Genomic DNA, 21,950 nt, shown 5'->3' with positions numbered 1-21,950 from the left:
GGTCGGATTGCGGGTTTATCCCGCCGATCGCCGCTGATTTGAAGAGGATTGCAACACCAAGGGGGTGAAAGCATGGCCAATACGCTTCCCAGCATCCGTGCCGGAGAAAACGGTCTCAACCGTTATCTCGAAGAAATCCGCAAATTCCCCATGCTCGAGCCGCAGCAGGAATACATGCTTGCCAAGCGGTATCAGGAGCATGACGACCGCAATGCGGCGCATCAGCTCGTCACCAGCCATCTGCGTCTCGTCGCCAAGATCGCGATGGGCTATCGCGGCTACGGGCTTCCGATCGGCGAGGTGGTTTCCGAAGGCAATGTGGGCCTGATGCAGGCCGTCAAGAAATTCGACCCCGAACGGGGTTTCCGTCTGGCCACCTATGCGATGTGGTGGATCAAGGCCTCGATCCAGGAATATATCCTGCGCTCGTGGTCGCTCGTCAAAATGGGCACCACCGCCAACCAGAAGCGGCTGTTCTTCAACCTGCGCCGCCTCAAGGGCAAGATCCAGGCGATCGAGGATGGCGACCTCAAGCCCGAACAGGTCACCGAAATCGCGACCAAGCTGAATGTCAGCGAGGAAGAAGTGATCTCGATGAACCGCCGTCTGGGCGGCGATGCCTCACTGAATGCGCCGATCCGCGCCACCGAGGGCGAATCCGGGCAGTGGCAGGACTGGCTCGTCGACGAGCATGACAGCCAGGAGGAGATGCTCGTCAATCAGGACGAACTCGAAAACCGCCGCGACATGCTGTCTTCAGCGATGGATGTGCTGAACGATCGCGAAAAGCGCATCTTCGTGGCCCGTCGCCTGTCGGAAGATCCGGAAACGCTGGAATCGCTCTCCGGCGAATTCAACATCTCGCGCGAGCGCGTGCGCCAGATCGAGGTCCGCGCCTTCGAAAAGGTGCAGGACGCTGTGCAGAAGCAGGTGACCGCCAACGCCAAGGCGGTCCGCGCCGTGCGCGAGGGCGCAGACGACTGATTATCCGAATTTGACGGAATGAGAATGAGGAAGCCGCGGTGGGAGCATCCCTGCCGCGGCTTTTTGTCGTCCTCGTTGCTGCTTGCGAAGTCCTTTGGGGCAAAGGTTAAGGAAAAGCGGTTTCAACAAAAAAAGCGGCGCCGGGGCGCCGCGCTTTCTTCAGCCTTGTGAATCGCGTCAGGCGCGTTTCATTTCCTGCTGCTCCTGTTCGCGCAGCACATAGCCGCGGCCCCAGACCGTCTCGATGAAATTGGTGCCGCCGGCAGCGTTGGCGAGCTTCTTTCGGAGCTTGCAGATGAAGACGTCGATGATCTTCAGTTCCGGCTCGTCCATGCCGCCATAAAGATGGTTGAGGAACATTTCCTTGGTCAGCGTCGTGCCCTTGCGCAGCGAGAGCAGCTCGAGCATCTGGTATTCCTTGCCGGTCAGATGAACCCGCTGGCCCGCGACTTCCACGGTCTTGGCATCGACATTGACGGCCAGATCGCCGGTGGAAATGATCGACTGCGCATGGCCCTTGGAGCGGCGCACGATGGCGTGGATGCGGGCGACCAGCTCTTCCTTGTGGAAGGGCTTCGTCAGATAGTCGTCGGCGCCGGAGCCGAAGCCGCGCACCTTGTCGTCCGTGCCGGACATGCCCGAGAGAATGAGGATTGGCGTTGCGATCTTCGAAACCCGAAGCGCCTTGAGCACTTCATAGCCGGACATATCCGGCAGGTTGAGATCGAGAAGGATGATGTCGTAATCGTAGATCTTGCCGAGGTCGACGCCTTCCTCGCCCAGATCCGTGGTGTACACGTTGAAGTTTTCGCTCTTCAGCATCAGCTCGATGCTTTGTGCTGTGGCGCCGTCGTCTTCGATTAAAAGAACCCGCATGTCTTTCCCCTTGAACCGCCGCTATGAAAGGTCTGTTGTCGCCCCCGACGCGATACGGACTCAGTGATGACCTGATTTGGAAGCTGCCATCTAATGGTTAACAAATTCTGATTCTTTTTGGCAAGACAGCCAGAAGATATTAATGAACATTAGAATGACATTGATTTCATTGTACTTTTTTCATCTCAAAAGCCGATAAAAAAGATTAACCAAAACCGCTAAGTGACTCATCTGACTCGCTAGTTTTTGTTTGAATCCGATGATGCGGTTTACCGACCCTTAAGCCCTGCCGGCTATGATCGGACATGACTGTAAACGAAAGGTTACCGCGATTTCGATTTCGTTAATCATTTTTGGCGCGAATCAGAAACCGAGGGGGGACCGATCCGCTATGCGTTCGTCAGCCGGGGAGTTTTGCGTATGAAGGCACGAAACAGTCTGTTGCGTCTGAAGGCGTTTCAGGTAAAGGAAAAGAAGCGGCAGTTGCAGCAACTGCAACTCATGATGGATGAATTCGCCCGCATGTCCGGCGAACTGATGCAGCAGATCGCCGCCGAGGAAAAGAAATCCGGGATCACCGACCCCGGCCATTTCGCATATTCGACATTCGCCAAATCGGCGCGCCAGCGAGCCGACAATCTGGCGGTCTCGGTGGCCGACCTGCGCGAGCAGCGCGACAAGGCCGAAGCCGAGCTCGCCGAGATGGAAATGGACTATGAGCGCGCCGCCGCCCTCGAGGAGCGCGATGCCGCGGGCCGCAAGCGCGCCTGAGGGCTAAGCCGAGGGGAACCGTTAACACCAAAGGCCGCATCGTGATGATGCGGCCTTTGGTTTTTGTGGGAAAGACGGGCGTGATTGGTATCGTTGGGTCTCGGAGGGCTTTCGCAGAAAGCCGCGGGGGCCGAAGTCGGGCGGCGGCGGCGTCGTTCTTTGCAGGATCGGCTTCGCGGATGACCGGTCTCCGCTCTTTCGCTCGCGGCCTGGCCGATCTCGGTTAAAAGCCGACATTGATGCGGCGACACTCCTGCCCTGCCGCGTCAAAAACGCCTTCGATGAGATGGACCGAAAAGAGACGCGCGGCTCGTCCGGCGCCAGCCGCTACCCGCGGCGCGATGCCGCGCCGGTCAGTTGCGATATTGCTGGATCCGCGTCGTGCGCAGGCCGGCAAGGCCGTGATCGTCGATCGATGCCTGCCAGGAGAGAAATTCCTCCACCGTCAGGCAGTATCGCTCGCACGCCTCTTCCAGGCTCAGCAGGCCGCCGCGCACGGCCGCCACGACTTCCGCCTTGCGCCGGATCACCCAGCGCCGCGTATTGGAAGGGGGCAGGTCGGCAACGGTCAGCGGACTGCCGTCGGGACCTATGACATATTTTGCGCGAACGCGGGCTAGCTCGGTCATCGTACTCTCTACAAAACTCACAACCTACGCTCACAACCTAGCGCCACACTTTTAAAATTTGCCTAAGGCAAGTGTAACGCTCTGGTAACCAGCTTTTTTGGCTTTTGGGCGGGCGATGTTGGGACGAGGGAGACTGCATGGCCAAGGGCTGGCCGATGCACCTATCGCGAGAGGCGGACAGCAAGATGCTGACAGAGCCACTTGCCGACTTCCTTCGGCGTGCCGGCCTTGCGCTGGCTCAGGGCGGCTGGGCGACATGGCTGAACATCGCCAATAGTGCCAGGCCTGACGGCGTTCACGAGCTCTAGTGTCTTGTATCTGTTTGGAAAACTGGAGCGGGCGAAGGGATTCGAACCCTCGACCCCAACCTTGGCAAGGTTGTGCTCTACCCCTGAGCTACACCCGCTCATAAAACCCGGCCGGGGGTAGGTCTGAGGCCGGATATGTCGTCTCGGCGACGACGAAGGCGTATATGGCCCAAGCGGATTTCAAATGCAACAGAGAAATTACGGGAACGTCGCATTTTTTTGCTCGGTCGGCAAAAGGTCTGTATTTCAGTATTTTAGCCGAATAGCGATACGCCTGCGAACATTGGCAAAGAGCATCGGCGCCTGCGGAATGAAGCGGGGAAGGCGGGCAAGTCGGGATGCCGGGCCATTGATGCGGCGGCCATTGCCGCGTCAACCCGTGCGACAGAGTTGCATTGGCCGACGATTGGTGTTGAAACAGGCGTCAATTCGAAACCGGAACGGCCCTGATGACCAAGACCTCCGACGACGTGTTCGCCTTTCTCGACGGACTCGGTATCTCCTACCAGAATCACGAGCATCGGCCGGTGTTCACCGTGGCCGAAGGCGATGACCTGCGCGAAAAGATACCCGGCGGCCACACCAAGAACCTGTTCGTGAAGGACAAGAAGAGCCGCTATTTCCTGCTGACGGTGGAAGAATACGCAACCGTCGACCTGAAGACGGTGCATACGCTGATCGGGGCGTCGGGACGGGTCTCATTCGGCAAGCCGGACGCGTTGATGGATTATCTCGGGGTCGAGCCCGGCTCGGTGACGGCGCTCGGCGCCATCAATGATGATGAAGGTCAGGTCACGTTCATTCTCGATGAGAGCCTGATGGAGAACGAGATCATCAACTGCCACCCCTTGCGCAACACCGCCACGACCTCGATCGGGCGCGATGATCTGTTAAGCTTCATCAGGGCAACCGGGCACGAGCCGGTTGTCTTGAAAGTAACGGTGTGACACACGATCTTAAATCCAACAGAGACGGGGCCTTAAAGGCCATACGGAGAGAGTGATGAGCGGATTTGACAACCCCTATGGCGGTTCCTTCGGCGGCCAGATGAATGTTTCGGCCGATGGCGCCGTCAATGGCGCAACGCCGCCCGGCGGGCTGATCAAGGACACGACCACCGCCGCATTCGGCAAGGATGTGATCGAGGAATCGAAGGCCCAACCGGTGCTGGTGGATTTCTGGGCGCCCTGGTGCGGCCCGTGCAAGCAGCTCGGTCCCGTGCTGGAAAAGGCGGTGAATGCCGCCGGCGGCAAGGTCAAGCTGGTGAAGATGAATATCGACGAGCACCCGTCGATCGCAGGCCAGCTCGGCATTCAGTCGATCCCCGCCGTCATCGCGTTTTCCGCGGGCCAGCCGGTGGATGGCTTCATGGGCGCGGTGCCGGAAAGCCAGGTCAATGAGTTCATCGCCAAGCTTTCCCAGAACAGCCCGTCCGAACAGGACCGCAAGGCCGAGATCGCCGAGGCGCTGGACCAGGCCGAGCAGATGCTCGCGGATGGCAAGCTGCAGGAGGCCGGCCAGCTTTTCGCCGCGGTGATGCAGGCCGACCCGGAAAACCCGAAGGCGCTTGCCGGGATAGGGCGCTGCATGGTGGCCGCCGGCCAGCTCGATCGCGCCCGCCAGGTGCTGGAACAGGTGCCGGAGGAACTGCGCGAGGATGACGCCATCAAGGCGCTCGTCACCAAGATCGAGCAGATCGAGGAGGCGCGCAAGTTCGGCGACCCGTCGGCCCTCGAACATGCTTTGGCCCAGAACCCGGACGATCATGAGGCCCGCATGAAGCTCGCCAAGGTGCTGAATGCCGAAGGCAAGCGCGAGGCGGCTGCCGAGCAGCTTCTGATCATCATGCGCCGGGACCGCGAATTCGACGATGATGGCGCGCGCCGCCAGTTGATCGCGTTTTTCGAGGCCTGGGGGCCGAAGGATCCGGCGACGATCGCCGCCCGCCGCAGGCTTTCGACCATTCTTTTCTCGTAAGGGACCAGACCACCATGCAGGTTGGCAATGCCCGTTATCTGACCGCCAAGGATCTGCCGGAGAGCGCTCCGGTGTTTCCGCTGACGGGCGGGCTGTTGCTGCCGCACGGGCAATTGCCGCTCAACATTTTCGAGCCGCGCTATATCGCTATGGTCGATCATGCGATCGCGGGCAACCGGCTGATCGTCATGGCCCAGCCCGCCCGTCATGACGAGACGCTTTCGGTGACCGAAGACACGCCGGTTTCCAATATCGGATGCCTCGGCCGGATCACCTCGTTCGCGGAGACCGGCGACGGGCGGTATCTGGTGGCGCTCGCCGGCATTTGCCGGGTGCGGTTGATCGATGAGGTGAAAACGACGCGGCCGTTCCGCAGCTTCACCATCGCGCCGTTCCTGGGCGATCTCAAAATCGAAGGGCAGGATGACGGCGTCGACCGGGCGGGCCTGATCCGGGCGTTTCGGGCCTATCTCGATTCCGAGGGGCTGGAAACCGAGTGGGATCATATCGAGCAGGCCAGCAATCTCACCCTCGTCAATTCGCTGTCGATGATGGCGCCCTTCGGCCCGGCGGAAAAACAGGCCTTGCTGGAAGCGCCCGATCTCAGGGCGCGGGCGGCGCTGTTCATCGCGATTATCGAATTCGCGCTTGCCGGCGATCCCGGCGACCGGCTGCAATAGGGACGAACGATGATTGCCAGGGAAGCCGGGATCGATCCCAAAATGCTCGAACTTCTGGTCTGCCCGCTGACCAAGGGACAGCTTTCCTATGATGACGAACGGCAGGAGCTCGTTTCGGAGAAGGCGAAGCTCGCTTATCCTATCCGCGATGGCGTGCCGATCATGCTGGCCTCCGAGGCGCGTCCGCTTGAGGACTGACGCCGCCCGATCTTGCCCACTTGCTGGCGGCAATCCGCTGATCTAGTCTTCGCTTTATTAGCTGAATTTGCACGGCAAACCGGAAATGGTTTCATTCCGTAAAGATTTGCGGATTAACGTGCATCAAAGGCGCGCCGGCGCAGGCCTTGCGCGGGAGCAGACAAGGAGCATGGCGCGGGGTGCCGGACTATGCTCCGGAAGCATCGAATTGCCCCCGTGGCGCGGCCGGGCGGGCGGTTCAGGACGGAGAACGGATGTCGCGTGTCATCATGCAATCGCCTGCCGGAGACGAGTTTTATCCGGTCCGGGTCGAGCGGTCCTATTTCAAGCGCGGCGACGCAATCGTGGAGGGCGATCCGCTCTACGATCTGGCGACCGCCAATGGACGGCAGTTGCGGATTCGCGCAACCCATGGCGGCCGTGCGGTTTCGCCGCCCTTCGAGGCAGGCGATTTTCTGAACGCGCCGGAAAGCCTTCTCGAGATCGAAACCGGCCTGCATCAGCGCGCGCGGCCAGACCCGCAACCGGTCAAGGCGCCCGCGGTTCCCGCGTGGGATGATGATGTCGACGACAAGGTCTGGGATGAAGCCGCGCGGCAAAGGCCGAAGCGGGATCGGCGCAAGGTTCTGCTATGGCTCGGCGGGGGCGTCATCGCCGTTCTGCTTGTCTGCGTGGCGGGCTGGTTCGCGCTATCCTATATGCCGCTTGCCACAGACAGCGCGGAGACCGGCGGCTATTACGGCGCGCGCGCCGGGCTTCAGCCGCTCGGGGGCAAGCGCCGGCTTTTCGTCTCCGATGAACAGCAGGAAAGGTTCGAGCTATGGCTCGGTTCTTGACGTCTTTTCTCCTGGGATGGCTTGCGCTGTTTCTGCCGGCCGCTGCCGGCGCTGACGGCAACCGTCTGGTGGAGGCGCGGGGGCAGAGCTATAGCGCCAGCTTTACCGCGCCCACGGCGGATGAGCCTTCGACAAGCGTTCTCATCTGGGACGCGGACCTGCATATGGCACTGGAGAACGACGCGCCGGTGCTGACCGCGCGCTTTCGCTATGAAATCGAAGACTGGCGCTATCTGTTGCCGACATTCGGGCCGGGTGATGTGCAGGTGTGGTCGCCAACAGGTGAGGCCGGGGCGCGATTGCCCGGGGAGGCGCCACGCATCCGGCCCTCGGATGTCGAGATGATGTTCCGGTTTTATGCGCCCGCGCAGAATTCCTATGTCGGCGTATCGCAGCGGATCGCGACCCCCGGCGCACCGGGCGAATGGGTTGAGAACCCGCCGTCGCGGTCCGGCTGGGACCGGACGTTTATCTGGCTGAGCGGCATCAACAAGGATGCGTGGCTGTCGCCGGAAACGGCGCGCTCTGTCTGGCAGGGCGAGCTTCGCCCCGAAGGGGTGGAGATCGTGCAAGCGGCGTGGTCGGCGGACGAGCTGACGACGTTTCTGGCTGTAAACAATATGCGCAACCGCGCCGTGGCGGCCGCAGAAGCCGTCAACCGGCTGCTCGATGGGGTCGCGCGCAGTTTCGGTTATGAGGTGGCGGCGATGCGCGAGGACCCGCAACGCTATCTGGAACCGGCCTTTCGCCGGGGCGTGCCGATCGCGCTTCTGCGCAAGCTCGAGCGGCTGCAAAACCTGCCGAACGGATTGAAGCAGGGTGATGCCGCCGCCTATGAACAGGCCCGCCGGGAGGCCGGCGCGATCATGGCTGCCATGGAAAGGGCGACCGATGCCGGCGAGAGGCGGGGCGCAGGGGCGGGCGGAAACGGACAGCCGGCCGGGGAGGGCGTCGATGAGTAGGCAGACATTGCGGCAGTGCGGGTTTCTGTTCCTGAACGCGCTTCTTGCGGGCTGTTTTCTGGCGTCTGCTGCCGCCGCCGCAACCCATGTCGAGGCGGTGGATGGCAGCGAGGGGCGGGATCGCAGCCTGGTGGCCATCGTCAGCGGCATCGATCAGGTGGTCTGCTCGGGCACGGTCATCGGTCCGCGCCATGTTCTGACGGCGGCGACCTGTGTGATCGATCCCGAAACAGGCGCGCCGTTCGAAGACCGCCAGATCATGCCGCGCATAGATCTCGATGACGGGTATATTCCCGCCGGGCGGCGCTTCGTTCAACGCGTCTATCTGCCCGCCGCCGATGCGCCGTTCGGTCCGGGCGCTTCACTGAATGATCAGCCTGCCATTGTCGAAGTGAGGGAGGCGGACGGGCAGCCGGCCTTTTCCGAGGTCACCGCGAAGGCGGGCTTTCACTATGGCCATGCCGGCAATGACGAGGGGCTGAGCGTGGACTTCTATGACGCCGCGACCGGCGGCCAGATGATGAGCGCCGGTTGCGCGGCGCTTGCGATTGAGGCCGGGGATCTCATGCCGTTGAACTGCGCGCTGCCGGACGGCGCTGCCGGCGCCGCTATCCGTTCGGCCTCGGGCATTGTCGGGATCTATCTCGGTCCCGGTCGCGGCCGCTATATCGGCAAGGCGGAGCAGGAGGGGATCGGCCGGATCCTAACGGGGCTTCAACCCGGCCAGTTCCGCGTGATGGAAGCCGGTTACGCGCCGTTCATCTCGTTCGTGCTGATGAATGGCTGCAATCAGCCGGTCAGCTATATCGCCCGCTATCGCGCGATCGAAGCGCGCAAGGACCTGCCATTCTCCACAGTATCCGGAGAGATCGAAGGCGGGCGAAGCGCGATCCTGCCGCTCAAGACCGAAAACGGCGTGATTTATCTGCGCGGAACGGCCGATGGCGGCCGGCTGGTCTGGGGTGGTGACCATCGCTTCGAAGGAGAAGGGTATTTCAAGGTGGCGATCGCCGCCTGGGGCGACCATTTCCACACGCTGAGCTGCGGCGAATGAGGCGTCTCACGCGTCGTCCTTGCCGCTGAAATAGTGCCGATCGGGCGAGAAGAAGAAGACATAGGCCATATAGGCGGCGGCGGCGCCGAACGGGATCGCCCAGAAGGGCGAGCCGATAAACAGCTCGGCCACAGCCCAGCCGGCGGAGAGCGCCACGGCCAGGATGCGCACCCAGAGCGGTTTCAGCGAAGGGTGTTTGAGATCGAAACTCTTCCGCCAGTCCATGCCCGCCATGATCGCCCTTTCTCCTGCGAATGCCCCTCCCGCAAAAAGGGGGCTCCGCTCTTATTGCCTGTCTCGCGCATGTCGCGGCGATTTCACCCGTCCGCGACATGCGGGTCTACAATGGATAGCCCTGATCGCGGCACGCATTCAAGCCGTTCGCCGAAATCAGGTCAGAAGCGCGATCACCTCGGTGGCGCCATATCCCAGATTGTAGGTCGCTGCTCCGGTGAAGGAAAGCTGCGCATCGTCGCCGGCCGCAAAATAGGCGATGGCGGTGGACGAGAGCGTGACCTCGTCTCCCCCCGTCGCGCCGCCGCGCACGATCACCACGTTTTCCGAGGCGTTTTTTTGCAGAGTGACCGTGAATGGGCCGCTCGCGGTTGCCGAGATATTGAGGGTGACCACGTAAAAGCCGCTCACCGGAAAGGACAGCTTTTCGCCGCCGCCGGCAACCGCCGCGCCGAGAGAGAACCCACCCTCGCCGGTGTAAAGCGTGTCGAAGCCGAGCACGGTCGGCGTGTCGATCAGCGTCGCGCCGACGGCTCGTGCGGCGCGCGTGAGCGGGCGTTCCGGCATGACGACCGCGCCGAAGGGGGAAACGCGCAGCGCCTCGAACCAGCTTGCGCCGTCCGGGCTGACCTTGATGGCAAAGCCGTCGGTGCCAGCAAGACCCATTTCGGCGCGGCCGGACCAGCCGGTCTGGAACAGCAGCGAGGCGGTGTCGCCGGGCGTCGCCTTGTTGATCTTGAGCTGGTGACCGGCACCTGCATTGTTCAGCAGCGTTGCCGGAGAGGACACCGACAGACGATTGGTGGCATCCGCCGCGGCATTGATGCCGACGGAGGCGAAAGTTGCCTCGTCGGGAACCGGCGGCGTGACCCAGGCCGCGCCGTCGAAGACGCGCCATGTCGCATCGCTGCCGAACCAGGCGGTCCAGCCGGCGGCCGGGGCTGCGAACTGCCAGAAACCATCCTGATAGATTGCGATCTCCCCGGCATGGCCGGAAAAGAGGCCGGTCGGGCTTTCGCCGACCAGATGGCAGACGCCGTCCTCGGGCGTTTCCGGCGGGCTGTCGTCTTCGCCCGCCAGCGCGAGATGAACGACCGCGTCGAGACGCTGCAGCGCCTCGTTATGGGTGACGTGCTTTTGCGCCTGGGCGGGCAGGATAAAGGGGAGGCCCAGCTTCGATGTTGCATCCGACATGAAAATCTCCTTCGCGGGCTGCGTTGTCACAAGCCTAGTCCCGCGCGGGAGGCCGGGGAAAATAGTTGGTGCAGGGACGGTTAGGGAGAATGCTTCTTGAGCCGGGAGCCGGGAGCCGGGAGCCGGGAGCCGGGAGCCGGGAGCCGGGAGCCGGGAGCCTCGTTCGCGTGGGTGTTTGACAAGCCCGCATGGCTCGGGGACGCGGTCGAGCGCTGCGCCGGCGCGTCAGGCGATGGCGCCGGTCCTTTCGGCCGTTGCGACGCGATAGGCGATGGCCTCGCCGATATGCATGCGGCCAACCTGGGCCTTGCCGTCGAGATCGGCGATCGTGCGGGCGACCTTGAGGACGCGGTGATAGCCGCGGGCGGAGAACCGCATCTTCTCGGCCGCCTCGCGCAACAGAGCAAGCCCCGCGGCATCGGGTTCCGCGAGTTTCTCGATCAGGTTTGCCGCGCAGCGGGCGTTGACCGTGACCGCCTTCTCATCGAGCCCGGCAAAGCGTTCGCGCTGGGCATTGCGGGCGCGTTCCACCCTGCGCGCCACCGCGCTGCTCGCTTCGCCCGTCGATTTCGCGCCGATCAGGTCGATCGCGCTGACGGCGGGCACATCGATGCGGATATCGATCCGGTCCATCAGCGGGCCGGAAATGCGGGCCTGATAATCGGCGGCGCAGCGCGGGCCGCGCGCGCAGGAATGGCCGGGCTCGCCCGCCATGCCGCAGCGACACGGGTTCATCGCCGCCACGAGCTGGAAGGCTGCGGGGTAGGAGACGCGGTGATTGGCGCGCGCGATCACGCATTCGCCGGTCTCCAGCGGCTGGCGCAAGGCGTCGAGCACCTGCGGCGAGAATTCCGGGAGTTCGTCGAGGAACAGCACGCCGTGATGGGCAAGCGAGGCCTCGCCCGGCCGCGCCTTGATGCCGCCGCCCACCAGTGAGGCCATGCTGGCGGAATGATGCGGTGCGCGGAAGGGGCGGCGATCCGACAATTTGCCGCCGGCAAGCTTGCCGGCGATCGAGTGGACCATCGACATGTCGAGCAGTTCCTGCGGCAGAAGCGGCGGCAGGATCGAGGGCAGGCGGGCGGCGAGCATGGACTTTCCGGCACCCGGAGGGCCAACCATCAACAGATTGTGCCCGCCGGCGGCTGCCACTTCGAGCGCGCGCTTGGCGCTCTCCTGCCCCTTGATATCGGCAAGGTCCGGCAGGTCGTGCGGTGCCGCGCGCACGGCCGGGTTTGGGCGCGACAGAATCTGCGTGCCCTTGAAGTGATTGGCGATGCCGATCAGGCTCTTGGGCGCGAGAATATCGATATCAGCGCTCGCCCAGGCCGCCTCCGGCCCGCAATCGGCCGGGCAGATCAGGCCCTTGTCGAGCGCGTTTGCGGCAATGGCCGCTGGCAGCGCGCCGGCGACGCTTGCGATGGTTCCGTCGAGGTTCAGCTCGCCGATCACCATATAACCGGCGAGCGCATCCGCCGGCACCGCCCCGAGTGCCGCCATCAGCCCGAGCGCGATCGCGAGGTCGAAATGTGAGCCCTCTTTCGGCAGGTCGGCGGGCGCAAGGTTGACCGTCACCCGCTTCGGCGGCAGCGCCAGGCCCGTGGCATGCAGCGCCGCTTGCACCCGCTCGCGGCTTTCGGCGACCGCCTTGTCCGGCAGGCCGACGATCTGCATGCCGATCTTGCCCGGCGCGACCATGACCTGCACATCGACCGGAACGCCCTCGATCCCCTGGAATGCAACCGTATGAACACGTGAAACCATGGCTGTCCCGCCCGCTTGCCTGTGTCTTCAGGTTGCAAGGATTCCATAACTCGCGCTTACTTGCAAGAACAAAAAGAGAACTTTTATTTCTCCTTCGTGTTCAACGGGATAGACAGATCGCCAGCGCCGCAGTAAACCTTGGGTCGCAAGCAAAGAGGGTGCCATGGGACTGACGACCGAAGAGCGGATACTGATCGAGCAGCACGTGACCAACAGCGCCAAATCGCCGGCGGCTGCCTATCTGCTGTGGTTTTTCCTCGGCTGGGCCGGCATTCACCGGTTTTATCTCGGCCGCATGGGGTCGGGCCTTGCCATGCTCCTGCTCAACGTCATCGGCGGACTGACCGTCGTCTTTATCGTCGGCTTTTTCCTGCTTGGCATCTGGGCGCTATGGTGGATCGTCGACCTGTTCCTCATCCCGGGTATGATCGACGCCCAGAAGAACGAGATCCGCGCGCGCCTCACGCAGCAGGCGCTGGCGGGCGAAAACAGATCATAGACCGCTGCGCTTCTTCTCGATCGCGTCCCACATCAGGCTGGCGATATCCGCGCCGCCGAATTTCTTGACCTCGCGGATACCGGTCGGCGAGGTGACGTTGATTTCCGTCATGTAGTCGCCGATCACATCGATGCCGACGAGGATGAAGCCGCGCTCTTTCAGCGCAGGGCCGATGCGGGCGCAGATTTCCTTTTCGCGCTCGGTCAGACCGGCGGCTTCGGCGCGGCCGCCGACATGCATGTTGGAGCGGCTGTCGGTCTCGGCCGGCACGCGGTTGATCGCCCCGGCAAATTCGCCGTCGACCAGGATGATGCGCTTGTCGCCCTTGCGCACGGCCGGCAGATAGGCCTGGGCGATATAGGGCTCGCGGAACATCTGCGCGAACATTTCCAGAAGCGAGGTGAAATTGCGGTCGTCGCGGGTGGAGTGGAACACGCCCGCGCCGCCATTGCCGTAGAGCGGCTTCAGAATGATATCGCCCATTTCCTCGCGGAAACGGCGGATTTCGCCGACATCCTTGGTGATCAGGGTCGGCGGCATCAGGTCCGTGAACTCGGTGACGAAGATCTTTTCCGGCGAGTTGCGCACCCATGCCGGGTCGTTGACCACCAGCGTATTCGGATGGATGCGCTCCAGCAGGTGGGTGGAGGTGATATAGGCCATGTCGAAGGGCGGGTCCTGGCGCAACAGCACCACGTCCATGGTCGAAAGGTCGATCCGCTCCGGCGCGCCGAGCGTGTAGTGGTCGCCTTCCTCGTCGCGCAGCGTCATCGGCTCGATGGTCGCAAACACCTTGCCGTCGCGCAGGCTGAGGCGATCGGGCGTGTAGTGGAACAGATTATAGCCCCGGTTCTGCGCCTCGATGCTCATGGCAAAAGTCGAATCGCCGCCGATCTTGACGGTGGAGATATGGTCCATCTGGACGGCGACGTTCTTGATTGCGGCCATGAAAAGCGAGTCCCGGTTGGTTTGAGGCGACACGATATTTAGTCATCGCGCCGCCCCTTGGCAATCGCGGGCGTCGCTCAGGCGGTCGAAAGCCGCTTTCCGCTGGCGTGGTCGTAGAAATGCACCTTTTCCGGCAACACCGCGAAGGTGAGTTCGTCGGCAAGCGGTATCTCGGGGGAGAGCGCTGCCGTCAGCCGCTCACCGCCGGTCAGGCAATGGGCAAGCCGCGTGGCGCCGAGTTCCTCGACATAATCGAGCCGGGCCTTCAGGCCATCGCCCGCCGTTGGCTGCAGGTCTTCCGGGCGGATGCCGACGGTGACTGGACCATCGGCGGGCGGAGCGCTTGAAAATTGCATGCTGTTGTCGCCGATCGTGAGTTGGCCTTGCGTCAGCTTTCCCGCGACCAGATTCATCGCCGGCGAGCCGATGAAATTGGCGACGAAGGTGGAGGCCGGCTTGTGGTAGACGTCGAGCGGCGTGCCGATCTGCTCGATCCTGCCGCCATTCAGCACCACCAGCCGGTCGGCCAGCGTCATGGCTTCCAATTGGTCGTGGGTGACGTAGATCGAGGTGGTGCCGAGCCGCTTCTGCAGATGCTTGATCTCGCCGCGCATGGAAACGCGCAGCTTGGCGTCGAGGTTGGAGAGCGGCTCGTCGAACAGGAAGGCGGCCGGCTTGCGCACGATCGCGCGACCCATGGCGACGCGCTGGCGCTGGCCGCCAGAAAGGGCGCGGGGCTTGCGTTCGAGATAGGGTTCAAGCTCCAGCATGCGGGCGGCTTCCGCGACCCGCTCCGCGATCTCGGCCTTCGGCGTGCCGCGGTTTTTCAGGCCGTAGGCAAGGTTGTTGTAGACCGTCATATGCGGATAGAGCGCGTAATTCTGGAACACCATGGCGATATCGCGCTCGGCCGGGTCCATCCTGTTGACCACCTTGCCGGCGATCTTCACTTCGCCCTCGGTGATGGTCTCAAGCCCCGCCACCATGCGCAGAAGCGTGGACTTGCCGCAGCCGGACGGGCCGACAAGCACGATGAACTCGCCATCGGCGATCGCGATGTCGACGCTGTCGACCGCGCGCTGATCGCCGGAATAGATCTTGGAAACCTTCGAGATTTCGATTGCGGACATCGTTGTTGTTCCTATTTGTCGCTTTCGGTCAGGCCCTTGATGAACCAGCTCTGGAAAATCACCACCATCAGCACGGGCGGCAGCATGGCGAGCACGGCAAGGGCGAAGGCCTGATTGTATTCGGGGATCTGGGAGCCGACCCAGACGAGCAGGATCTGCTTGATGCCGCGCACCAGCGTGTAGAAGCTCTCGTCATTGGTCATGATCATCGGCCACAGATACTGGTTCCAGCCATAGACGAACATGATGATGAAGATCGCGGCGATCATTGTCTTCGACAGCGGCACCAGAATATCGATGAAGAACTTGAACGGCCCGGCGCCGTCAATGCGGGCCGCCTCCAGCAGTTCGTCCGGCACCGATTTGAAGAACTGACGGAAGAAGAACGTGCCGGTGGCCGATGCCAGAAGCGGCACGATCAGGCCGGTATAGGTGTTGATCAGCCCAAGCTTGGTCATCACGTCGTAGGAGGGCAAGATGCGCACTTCCAGCGGCAAGAGCAGCGTGGTGAAGATCATCCAGAAGAACAGCGTCGAAAACCGCGAACGGAAATAGACCAGCCCATAGGCGGCCAGCATCGACAGCACGATCTTGCCGACGGCGAAGCCGACGCCGAGGATGAAGGAATTCATCACCATGCGCGCGCCGGTCACTTCACCGGTGAAGCCGCCCTTGCGGGTCAGCAACTCCTTGTAGGTCTCGACGAAATCGCCGCCCCAGCTCACCTGCAGGCCGTTGATATGGACATCGATCGCCGTGTGGGTGGAGGTCATGAAGGCCACGAAGACCGGGCCGATCATGAAGAATACGCCGAACAGCAGGATGATGTGATCGATCAGTTTGGTTCTGTGCATGGCGCTTTCCTCAATTGTAGTGGACGCGCCGCTCGATGAAGCGGAACTGGAAGAAGGTAAGCGCGAGGACGATGATCATCAGGATGACCGATTGCGCCGCCGAGCCGCCGATGTCATTGCCGCGGAAGCCGTCCATATAGACCTTGTAGACCAGCGTGATCGGGTTGTTGGCGGCCTTGTCCTTCACGATCACGTCGATGATGCCGAAGGTGTCGAACAGCGAATAGGTCATGTTGATGATCAGCAGGAAGAAGGCGGTGGGCGCGAGAAGCGGCAGCGTCACGGTCCAGAACCGGCCGAGGCGCGAGCGGTTGTCGATCGCCGCCGCCTCGCGGACGGACACCGGGATCGACTGCAGGCCCGACAGGAAGAAGATGAAATTATACGGGATCTGCTTCCACACGGCGACGGTGATCATCGCGAAGGCGGTGTCGAAATAGTTGATCCCGACCTTCATGTCCCAGCCGAACCAGGACGCCATTTTGACGAACGGTCCGATATGCTGGTCGAAGAACATCATGCCCAAGAGGCCCGCAACCGGCGGGGCGATCGCATAGACCGAGATCAGCAGCGTCTTGTAGCTGCTCGACCCGCGGATCACGTCATCGGCCTTGGAGGCGAGCAGCAGCCCGAGGGTCAGCGACAGGAAGGTGACGATGATGGTGAAGATCACCGTGAACCGCGCGACCTGCAGATAATAGGAGGATGTCAGAGCGACGACGTAATTGTCGAAGCCGACGAAGGTCTCGCCGAAACCGAACGGGTCCTCCAGAAAGAAGGACGAACGGATCGCCTGCGCCGACGGCCAGTAGAAGAAGATCACGATGATCGCCATCTGCGGCAGCACGAAAAGATAGGGCAGCAGGGCCGAATTGAACTGGACGCGCTTCATTTTCTGTTTCCTGTTGCGGTCGGGGCGACGAACCCGCCTATGCCGCATAGCCCCCAAGTCTTCTCGCCCCGGAGGGGAGAGATGTCGCGACAGCGACAGTGAGGGGGAGACCCACCCCGCGAACGCCCTCACGATTGGAAAGGCTGCATCACCCTCACTGCCCCTTTCGGGGCATCTCTCCCGCAAGCGGGAGAGAGTCTTGGGAGCAAGTTCCATCACTCGGAGCAAACGCAGCCGCCGTTTGCGGCGGTATTACATTTTCCAACATGCCAAAATCCGGGGGCGTTAGCCCCCGGATCGGCAATTCTCGAATGCAGTGCCTTAGTTGCCGGCGGTCTTGGCGAAGCGGGCGAGAAGGGCGTTGCCTTCCTGCTCGATCGTCGCCATCGCGTCCTGAACCGAGGTCTCGCCCGCGAAGATCTTGTTGTATTCGCGTTCCATCACTTCGCGGATCTGCGGGTAGAAGCCCATGCGGTAGCCCTTGGACCATTCGCCGCCCGGCAGCGAAAGCTGCTGGATGCCGACTTCGGCAACCGGCTGCTCTTCATACCAGCCGTCTTCCTTGGCCAGTTCATAGGCCGCGGTGGTGACCGGAACATAGCCGGTGGACTTGTGATAGAAGTACTGGATTTCCGGCGAGGTCAGGAACTGGAAGAAGTCGGCCGTGCACTTGTTCTCGTCGTCGGACTTGCCGGAAAGCGCGAAGAGCGCCGCGCCGCCGATGAAGGAATTGGTGCCGGCGCCGTCGATCGAGCCCCAATAGGGCAGGAAGGTCGCCGAGAAGGGCATCTGGGCCGTGCTCTGCAGGCCACCGAACGAACCGGAGGAGCCGATCCACAGCGCAACCTTGTTTTCCTCGAACGGTTTCTGGTTATCGGACCAGCCGGCGCCGTAATAGCCGAAATAGCCGTTGTCGTACCAATCCTTGAGCTTCTCATACATCATGACATGCTCGGGCGTGTTCACCAGGATCTCGGTGCCCTCGACGCTGTCATAGCCGTTGTTGTTGGTCGCGAACTGGAGATTGTTGCGCGAGAAGAAGTTCTCGGTCATTTCCCAGGTGAGCTGCGACTGGACGAGCGGCACGTAACCGGCATCCTTCAGGGCAGGCGCGATTTCCTCGAACTCTTCCCAGGTCTTCGGCGGCTCGACGCCGGCCTTTTCGAAGGCTTCGGTGTTGATGTACATGATCGGCGCCGACGAGTTGAACGGCATGCCGACGAACTTGCCTTCGCTGTCGGCGTAGAAGTAGCGCACGCCTTCGATGAAGTCTTCGCGGTTGAACTCGTAGCCGGCGTCGTTGATCAGGTCTTCGGCCGGAACGGCCGCGCCCTTGGCGTTGATGATGGTGGCGGCACCTGCGTCAAACACCTGGAGGATGTTGGGCTGCTCGCCCGAACGGAAGGCGGCGATGCCGGCGGCGAGCGCTTCTTCATAAGTGCCCTTGGAAACCGGCGTCAGCGTGCAGGCGTCCTGCGAGGCGTTGAACTTCTCGGCGATCTGGTTGATGACTTCCTGGTTCTTGCCGCCCATGCCGTGCCACCAGGTGATGTCGGTGGCGGCGAAAGCGGTCGACGTGGAAAGGCCGGCGGCAAGCGCGGCCAGAACAAATTTCTTCATGGTCAAATTCCCCGGTTCTGAAAATCATCGATAGCGATGATTACCGGGGAGGTAGCCTTGCTGCGTGACGGGCAGACGACGGTTTTGTTGCAGAATTGTAAAAGCGCAAGCCTGGACGTCAGAACGCGTCGGGAAAATGGCGCGGAAGGCGACCCGGCAGGCAGGCGACGATGTCGTAGCGGTGCGACAGGCGGGAAAAATCGGGCTGGCGCGCCAGCCAGATATCCGAGGCCGCGCGGATGCGGCGCATGGCGGACGACGTCACGGCGTCGATCGCCACCTGCGTCTCGCGCCGCGCCTTGACTTCGATGAACACGGCGAGATCGCCCTTGCGGGCAATGATGTCGATCTCGCCGGCATGGGTCTTGTAGCGGGTGGCGACGACGCGGTAGCCCTTGAGGCGCAGATAGAGCACGGCCAGCCACTCGGCGCGGTGCCCGCGCCGTTCGGCCTTGCGGCGGGCTGTCGGCGCGTCAGCCATCCTTCAGCGCCAGAAGCTGCTGGTAGAGCTCCTTGCGGGGCAGACCGGTTTCCTTCGCGGCCTGTGCCGCCGCTTTCGCCGCCGGCATTTCGGCCGCGAGCTTTTTCAGGAGCGCGGTCACATCGCCTGCATCCGGAGCGGCCCCGGCAAGCGGCGGCCCGATCAGCAGCACGATTTCGCCCTTGACCGTCTCGTCGCGATAAAGGTCCGCCAGTTCGGAAAGCGTGCCGCGGCGGAAGGTCTCGTGGGTCTTGGTCAGCTCGCGGCAGACGGCGGCCGGCCGCTCGCCGCCGAGTACCTCTGCGGCTGCTTCCAGCGTGGCGGCGATGCGGTGCGGGGATTCGAAGAAGGCGAGCGTTGCCGGCACGTCGGAAAGCTCCGTCAGGCGGTCGCGCCGCGCCTTGTCCTTGCCCGGCAGGAAGCCCGCGAACAGGAAGGCATCGCTCGGCAGGCCGGCGCCGACGAGGGCGGCAAGCGGCGCGGATGCGCCGGGGATCGGCACCACCTTGATATCGGCGGCGATCGCCTGCTGCGCCAGCCGGTAGCCGGGGTCGGAGACCAGCGGCGTGCCGGCATCGGAGACCAGCGCCACCGTCTTGCCTGCGCCGAGCGCCTCCATCAGCTTCTCGCCCGCCTTTTCGGCATTGTGCTCGTGATAGGCATAGGGGCGCTTGCGGATCGCGAAGCGATCGAGCAGCTTGCGTGTCACACGGGTGTCCTCGCAGGCGAGAATGTCGCAGCCGGCAATTGTCTCGAGCGCGCGGATGGTGATGTCTCCGAGATTGCCGATCGGCGTCGCCACCAGATAAAGGCCCGGCGAAAGAGGCCGCGCCTCGATCGAATGGCCCGCGATTTCGAACCGATTGCTGTTGTCTTCCATCACCATTGTCCCGGCATTTTCATTGTCCGTTTGACCACGGCATGGGAGCGCTCGCAAGGGGCGTGGGGTCAAAGCCTGCGATCAATGGGGAGTAAGGGGTCTCACCCCTTGCAATCCGGACGGATTTGCTGTCATTTTGTCACCCCGCCTGCGCCCCTGCGGCGCATGCCCGTCGCCGTCCGCGCAATAAGAGTGAAAGCGAAAGTCATGCGTATCACGCTTGAGAGATCAAACCTGCTGAAGTCCCTGAACCATGTGCATCGCGTGGTCGAGCGGCGCAACACCATACCGATTCTCTCCAATGTGCTGTTGAAGGCCGAAGGGAACGATCTCGAGATGAAGGCGACCGACCTCGATCTCGAAATCACCGAAAAGACGGCGTCGATGGTCGAACAGGCGGGCGCGACCACCGTGCCGGCGCATCTGCTTTACGAAATCGTGCGCAAGCTCGCCGATGGCGCGGAAGTATCGCTGGCGACAGCCACCGACGGCCAGACCATCTCGGTCGCCTCCGGCAAGTCAAAATTTTCGCTGCAATGCCTGCCGCAGGAGGATTTTCCCGATCTGACGGCCGGTTCCTTCAGCCACGCCTTCAAGCTGAAGGCGAGCGATCTGAAAATGCTGATCGACCGCACCCAGTTCGCGATCTCGACCGAGGAAACCCGCTATTACCTGAACGGCATCTATTTCCACGCCATGGCCGAGGGCAAGGCGCTGAAGCTGCGCGCCGTCGCCACCGACGGCCACCGTCTGGCGCGCGCCGAAATCGACGCGCCGTCGGGCTGCGAGAACATGCCGGGCGTCATCATACCGCGCAAGACGGTCGGCGAGCTGCAGAAGCTGCTCGATGATCCGGAGATTATTGTCGCGGTCGAGGTGTCCGATGCCAAGATCCGCTTCACCATCGGTTCGGTGGTGATCACCTCCAAGCTGATCGACGGCACCTTCCCGGATTACCAGCGCGTGATTCCCGCCAATAACGACCGCGAGATGCGGATCGACTGCGCCGATTTCACCAAGGCCGTCGATCGCGTCTCCACCGTGTCGTCGGAACGCGGGCGCGCGGTCAAGCTGTCGCTTGCCGAGGGCCAGCTCACGCTCACCGTCAACAACCCCGATTCGGGCAGCGCCACGGATGAACTCGCCGTCGGCTATGACAGCGAGCCGATGGATATCGGCTTCAACGCCAAATATCTGCTCGACATCACCGGCCAGCTCACCGGCGACGAGGCGATCTTCCTGTTCGCCGATGCCGGTTCGCCGACGCTGGTGCGCGACACCGACAACGAGAACGCGCTCTACGTGCTGATGCCGATGCGGGTCTAGCGCGACCGGCATAGCCGAGGGCTTTTTCGCTTTTCGCGCGGGTGTTTTTATGCCACTGGCATCGCGGTGAAACGAGATGAAGGAGCCGATGACATGCTTGCACGCGACCGCCTGATTGTGGGTCTGGACGTTCCGACCGTGGCCCAAGCGGAAGCCATGGTCGAGACGCTTGGCGACACCGTTTCCTTCTACAAGATCGGCTACCAGCTTGCCTTCGCCGGCGGGCTTTCCCTTGCGCGCGAACTGGCGGAAGACGGCAAGCAGGTCTTCCTCGACATGAAGCTGCTCGACATCGACAACACGGTGGCCAAGGGCGTCGAGAACATCGCGAAGATGGGCGTGACCATGCTGACGCTGCATGCCTATCCGAAGGCGATGCGCGCGGCGGTCGCGGCGGCGGCCGGCTCGCCGCTCTGCCTGCTCGGCGTCAGCGTGCTCACCTCGATGGACGACGAAGACCTGATCGAAGCCGGCTATGCCGAAACCGCGGAAGCCCTTGTCGAAAAACGCGCCCGCCAGGCGGCCGAGGCCGGCATGGGCGGAGTGGTGTGTTCGGCGGCCGAGGCGCGCACGGTGCGCAGCGTGATCGGACCCGAGATGGCGGTGGTGACCCCGGGCATCCGTCCGGCCGGTTCCGTTGCCGACGACCAGAAGCGGGTGATGACGCCGCGCGATGCCATTGCCGCCGGCGCGAGCCATCTCGTCGTCGGCCGTCCGATCGTCAAGGCAGACGACCCGAAAGCCGCCGCCCGGCGGATTGTCGATGACATCGAGACTGAGATGCTTGGGGCGGCGAACGGCTGAGACACCCCGCGCGCCGCGGCCTGTGTCGCCGGTGCCACGGCGGCCCGCC

Annotated in this window: 25 protein-coding genes and 1 tRNA gene; 13 read left to right on the top strand and 13 right to left on the bottom strand. The window is 62.7% G+C overall.

Going from position 1 to position 21,950, the window contains the following annotated elements:
• The first annotated feature begins 72 nt into the window (after positions 1-72).
• Positions 73-984 carry an RNA polymerase sigma factor RpoH gene (rpoH, locus tag K7H91_RS17950; RefSeq protein ID WP_230721600.1) on the top strand — a complete coding sequence of 304 codons (912 nt, stop codon included), beginning with the start codon at positions 73-75 and terminating at the stop codon, positions 982-984.
• Between the two features lie 177 nt (positions 985-1,161).
• On the opposite strand, the gene ctrA is transcribed toward rpoH, so the two are convergent.
• Positions 1,162-1,860, bottom strand: a complete 699-nt coding sequence (ctrA, locus tag K7H91_RS17945; protein WP_230721599.1) for a response regulator transcription factor CtrA — start codon at positions 1,858-1,860, stop codon at positions 1,162-1,164.
• A gap of 420 nt (positions 1,861-2,280) precedes the next feature.
• On the opposite strand from ctrA, the gene K7H91_RS17940 reads away from it, so the two are divergent.
• Positions 2,281-2,631, top strand: a complete 351-nt coding sequence (locus K7H91_RS17940; protein WP_230721598.1) for a flagellar export protein FliJ — start codon at positions 2,281-2,283, stop codon at positions 2,629-2,631.
• Positions 2,632-2,984: 353 nt separating this feature from the next.
• On the opposite strand, the gene K7H91_RS17935 is transcribed toward K7H91_RS17940, so the two are convergent.
• On the bottom strand, positions 2,985-3,260 hold the full coding sequence (locus K7H91_RS17935; RefSeq protein ID WP_018065061.1) for a DUF1153 domain-containing protein: 276 nt from the start codon (positions 3,258-3,260) through the stop codon (positions 2,985-2,987).
• A 137-nt stretch (positions 3,261-3,397) separates the two neighbouring features.
• Here K7H91_RS17935 and K7H91_RS17930 point away from each other — a divergent pair, with 137 nt between their 5' ends.
• On the top strand, positions 3,398-3,568 hold the full coding sequence (locus K7H91_RS17930; RefSeq protein WP_230721597.1) for a hypothetical protein: 171 nt from the start codon (positions 3,398-3,400) through the stop codon (positions 3,566-3,568).
• A gap of 23 nt (positions 3,569-3,591) precedes the next feature.
• On the opposite strand, the gene K7H91_RS17925 is transcribed toward K7H91_RS17930, so the two are convergent.
• Positions 3,592-3,666 (bottom strand) — tRNA-Gly (locus K7H91_RS17925).
• Between the two features lie 351 nt (positions 3,667-4,017).
• Between K7H91_RS17925 and K7H91_RS17920 the strand changes: the two genes are divergently transcribed.
• From K7H91_RS17920 to K7H91_RS17890, 7 genes are all read left to right on the top strand, one after another.
• Complete coding sequence (locus K7H91_RS17920) at positions 4,018-4,515, top strand: prolyl-tRNA synthetase associated domain-containing protein (protein ID WP_230721596.1); 498 nt, start codon at positions 4,018-4,020, stop codon at positions 4,513-4,515.
• Between the two features lie 55 nt (positions 4,516-4,570).
• Positions 4,571-5,545 (top strand): thioredoxin, encoded by a 975-nt coding sequence (gene trxA / locus K7H91_RS17915; protein WP_230721595.1) that lies wholly within the window; start codon positions 4,571-4,573, stop codon positions 5,543-5,545.
• 14 nt (positions 5,546-5,559) lie between these two features.
• Complete coding sequence (locus tag K7H91_RS17910) at positions 5,560-6,225, top strand: LON peptidase substrate-binding domain-containing protein (RefSeq protein ID WP_230721594.1); 666 nt, start codon at positions 5,560-5,562, stop codon at positions 6,223-6,225.
• A gap of 9 nt (positions 6,226-6,234) precedes the next feature.
• Complete coding sequence (locus K7H91_RS17905) at positions 6,235-6,423, top strand: Trm112 family protein (RefSeq protein ID WP_230721593.1); 189 nt, start codon at positions 6,235-6,237, stop codon at positions 6,421-6,423.
• A gap of 254 nt (positions 6,424-6,677) precedes the next feature.
• Positions 6,678-7,259, top strand: a complete 582-nt coding sequence (locus K7H91_RS17900; protein ID WP_230721592.1) for a hypothetical protein — start codon at positions 6,678-6,680, stop codon at positions 7,257-7,259.
• Positions 7,244-8,221, top strand: a complete 978-nt coding sequence (locus K7H91_RS17895) for a hypothetical protein (protein WP_230721591.1) — start codon at positions 7,244-7,246, stop codon at positions 8,219-8,221. Before K7H91_RS17900 ends, K7H91_RS17895 begins: the two co-directional genes overlap by 16 nt.
• Positions 8,214-9,275, top strand: coding sequence for a hypothetical protein (locus tag K7H91_RS17890; protein ID WP_230721590.1), 1,062 nt, complete (start codon positions 8,214-8,216; stop codon positions 9,273-9,275). Before K7H91_RS17895 ends, K7H91_RS17890 begins: the two co-directional genes overlap by 8 nt.
• Positions 9,276-9,281: 6 nt before the next feature.
• Here K7H91_RS17890 and K7H91_RS17885 read toward each other — a convergent pair whose 3' ends face one another.
• The 3 genes from K7H91_RS17885 to K7H91_RS17875 all read right to left on the bottom strand — a co-directional run bounded on the left by K7H91_RS17885 (position 9,282) and on the right by K7H91_RS17875 (position 12,467).
• A complete protein-coding gene (locus tag K7H91_RS17885; protein WP_018065069.1) occupies positions 9,282-9,509 on the bottom strand; it encodes a hypothetical protein in 228 nt (75 codons plus the stop codon).
• Between the two features lie 156 nt (positions 9,510-9,665).
• A complete protein-coding gene (locus K7H91_RS17880) occupies positions 9,666-10,703 on the bottom strand; it encodes a DUF2793 domain-containing protein (protein WP_230721589.1) in 1,038 nt (345 codons plus the stop codon).
• A gap of 225 nt (positions 10,704-10,928) precedes the next feature.
• Positions 10,929-12,467, bottom strand: coding sequence for a YifB family Mg chelatase-like AAA ATPase (locus K7H91_RS17875; RefSeq protein ID WP_230721588.1), 1,539 nt, complete (start codon positions 12,465-12,467; stop codon positions 10,929-10,931).
• A 163-nt stretch (positions 12,468-12,630) separates the two neighbouring features.
• Between K7H91_RS17875 and K7H91_RS17870 the strand changes: the two genes are divergently transcribed.
• Positions 12,631-12,966, top strand: a complete 336-nt coding sequence (locus K7H91_RS17870; protein ID WP_230721587.1) for a TM2 domain-containing protein — start codon at positions 12,631-12,633, stop codon at positions 12,964-12,966.
• Here the strand turns inward: K7H91_RS17870 and gshB are convergent.
• The 7 genes from gshB to rsmI all read right to left on the bottom strand — a co-directional run bounded on the left by gshB (position 12,961) and on the right by rsmI (position 19,777).
• Complete coding sequence (gene gshB / locus K7H91_RS17865; protein WP_230721586.1) at positions 12,961-13,914, bottom strand: glutathione synthase; 954 nt, start codon at positions 13,912-13,914, stop codon at positions 12,961-12,963. The two genes, K7H91_RS17870 and gshB, sit on opposite strands and share 6 nt — an antisense overlap.
• Before the next feature lie 77 nt (positions 13,915-13,991).
• Positions 13,992-15,044 carry a sn-glycerol-3-phosphate import ATP-binding protein UgpC gene (locus K7H91_RS17860; RefSeq protein WP_230721585.1) on the bottom strand — a complete coding sequence of 351 codons (1,053 nt, stop codon included), beginning with the start codon at positions 15,042-15,044 and terminating at the stop codon, positions 13,992-13,994.
• 11 nt (positions 15,045-15,055) lie between these two features.
• Positions 15,056-15,898, bottom strand: a complete 843-nt coding sequence (locus K7H91_RS17855) for an ABC transporter permease subunit (RefSeq protein WP_230721584.1) — start codon at positions 15,896-15,898, stop codon at positions 15,056-15,058.
• A 10-nt stretch (positions 15,899-15,908) separates the two neighbouring features.
• Positions 15,909-16,790, bottom strand: coding sequence for an ABC transporter permease subunit (locus K7H91_RS17850; protein ID WP_230721583.1), 882 nt, complete (start codon positions 16,788-16,790; stop codon positions 15,909-15,911).
• 321 nt (positions 16,791-17,111) lie between these two features.
• Positions 17,112-18,410 carry an extracellular solute-binding protein gene (locus K7H91_RS17845; protein ID WP_230721582.1) on the bottom strand — a complete coding sequence of 433 codons (1,299 nt, stop codon included), beginning with the start codon at positions 18,408-18,410 and terminating at the stop codon, positions 17,112-17,114.
• 118 nt (positions 18,411-18,528) lie between these two features.
• Positions 18,529-18,891, bottom strand: a complete 363-nt coding sequence (locus K7H91_RS17840; protein ID WP_230721581.1) for a YraN family protein — start codon at positions 18,889-18,891, stop codon at positions 18,529-18,531.
• Positions 18,884-19,777, bottom strand: a complete 894-nt coding sequence (gene rsmI / locus K7H91_RS17835) for a 16S rRNA (cytidine(1402)-2'-O)-methyltransferase (RefSeq protein ID WP_230721580.1) — start codon at positions 19,775-19,777, stop codon at positions 18,884-18,886. Before rsmI ends, K7H91_RS17840 begins: the two co-directional genes overlap by 8 nt.
• 201 nt (positions 19,778-19,978) lie before the next feature.
• On the opposite strand from rsmI, the gene dnaN reads away from it, so the two are divergent.
• Together dnaN and pyrF are read left to right on the top strand one after the other, a co-directional pair.
• The gene (gene dnaN / locus K7H91_RS17830; protein ID WP_230721579.1) at positions 19,979-21,097 is read left to right on the top strand and encodes a DNA polymerase III subunit beta; all 1,119 of its coding nucleotides are present in this window, start codon (positions 19,979-19,981) and stop codon (positions 21,095-21,097) included.
• 93 nt (positions 21,098-21,190) lie between these two features.
• On the top strand, positions 21,191-21,901 hold the full coding sequence (gene pyrF, locus K7H91_RS17825; protein ID WP_230721578.1) for an orotidine-5'-phosphate decarboxylase: 711 nt from the start codon (positions 21,191-21,193) through the stop codon (positions 21,899-21,901).
• Positions 21,902-21,950: the final 49 nt, after the last annotated feature.

The organism is Martelella mediterranea (assembly GCF_021021415.1).
Taxonomy (GTDB): domain Bacteria; phylum Pseudomonadota; class Alphaproteobacteria; order Rhizobiales; family Rhizobiaceae; genus Martelella; species Martelella mediterranea_C.
The sequence above is the reverse complement of the archived record's forward strand: the minus strand, read 5'-3'. Positions and strand labels throughout refer to the sequence as shown.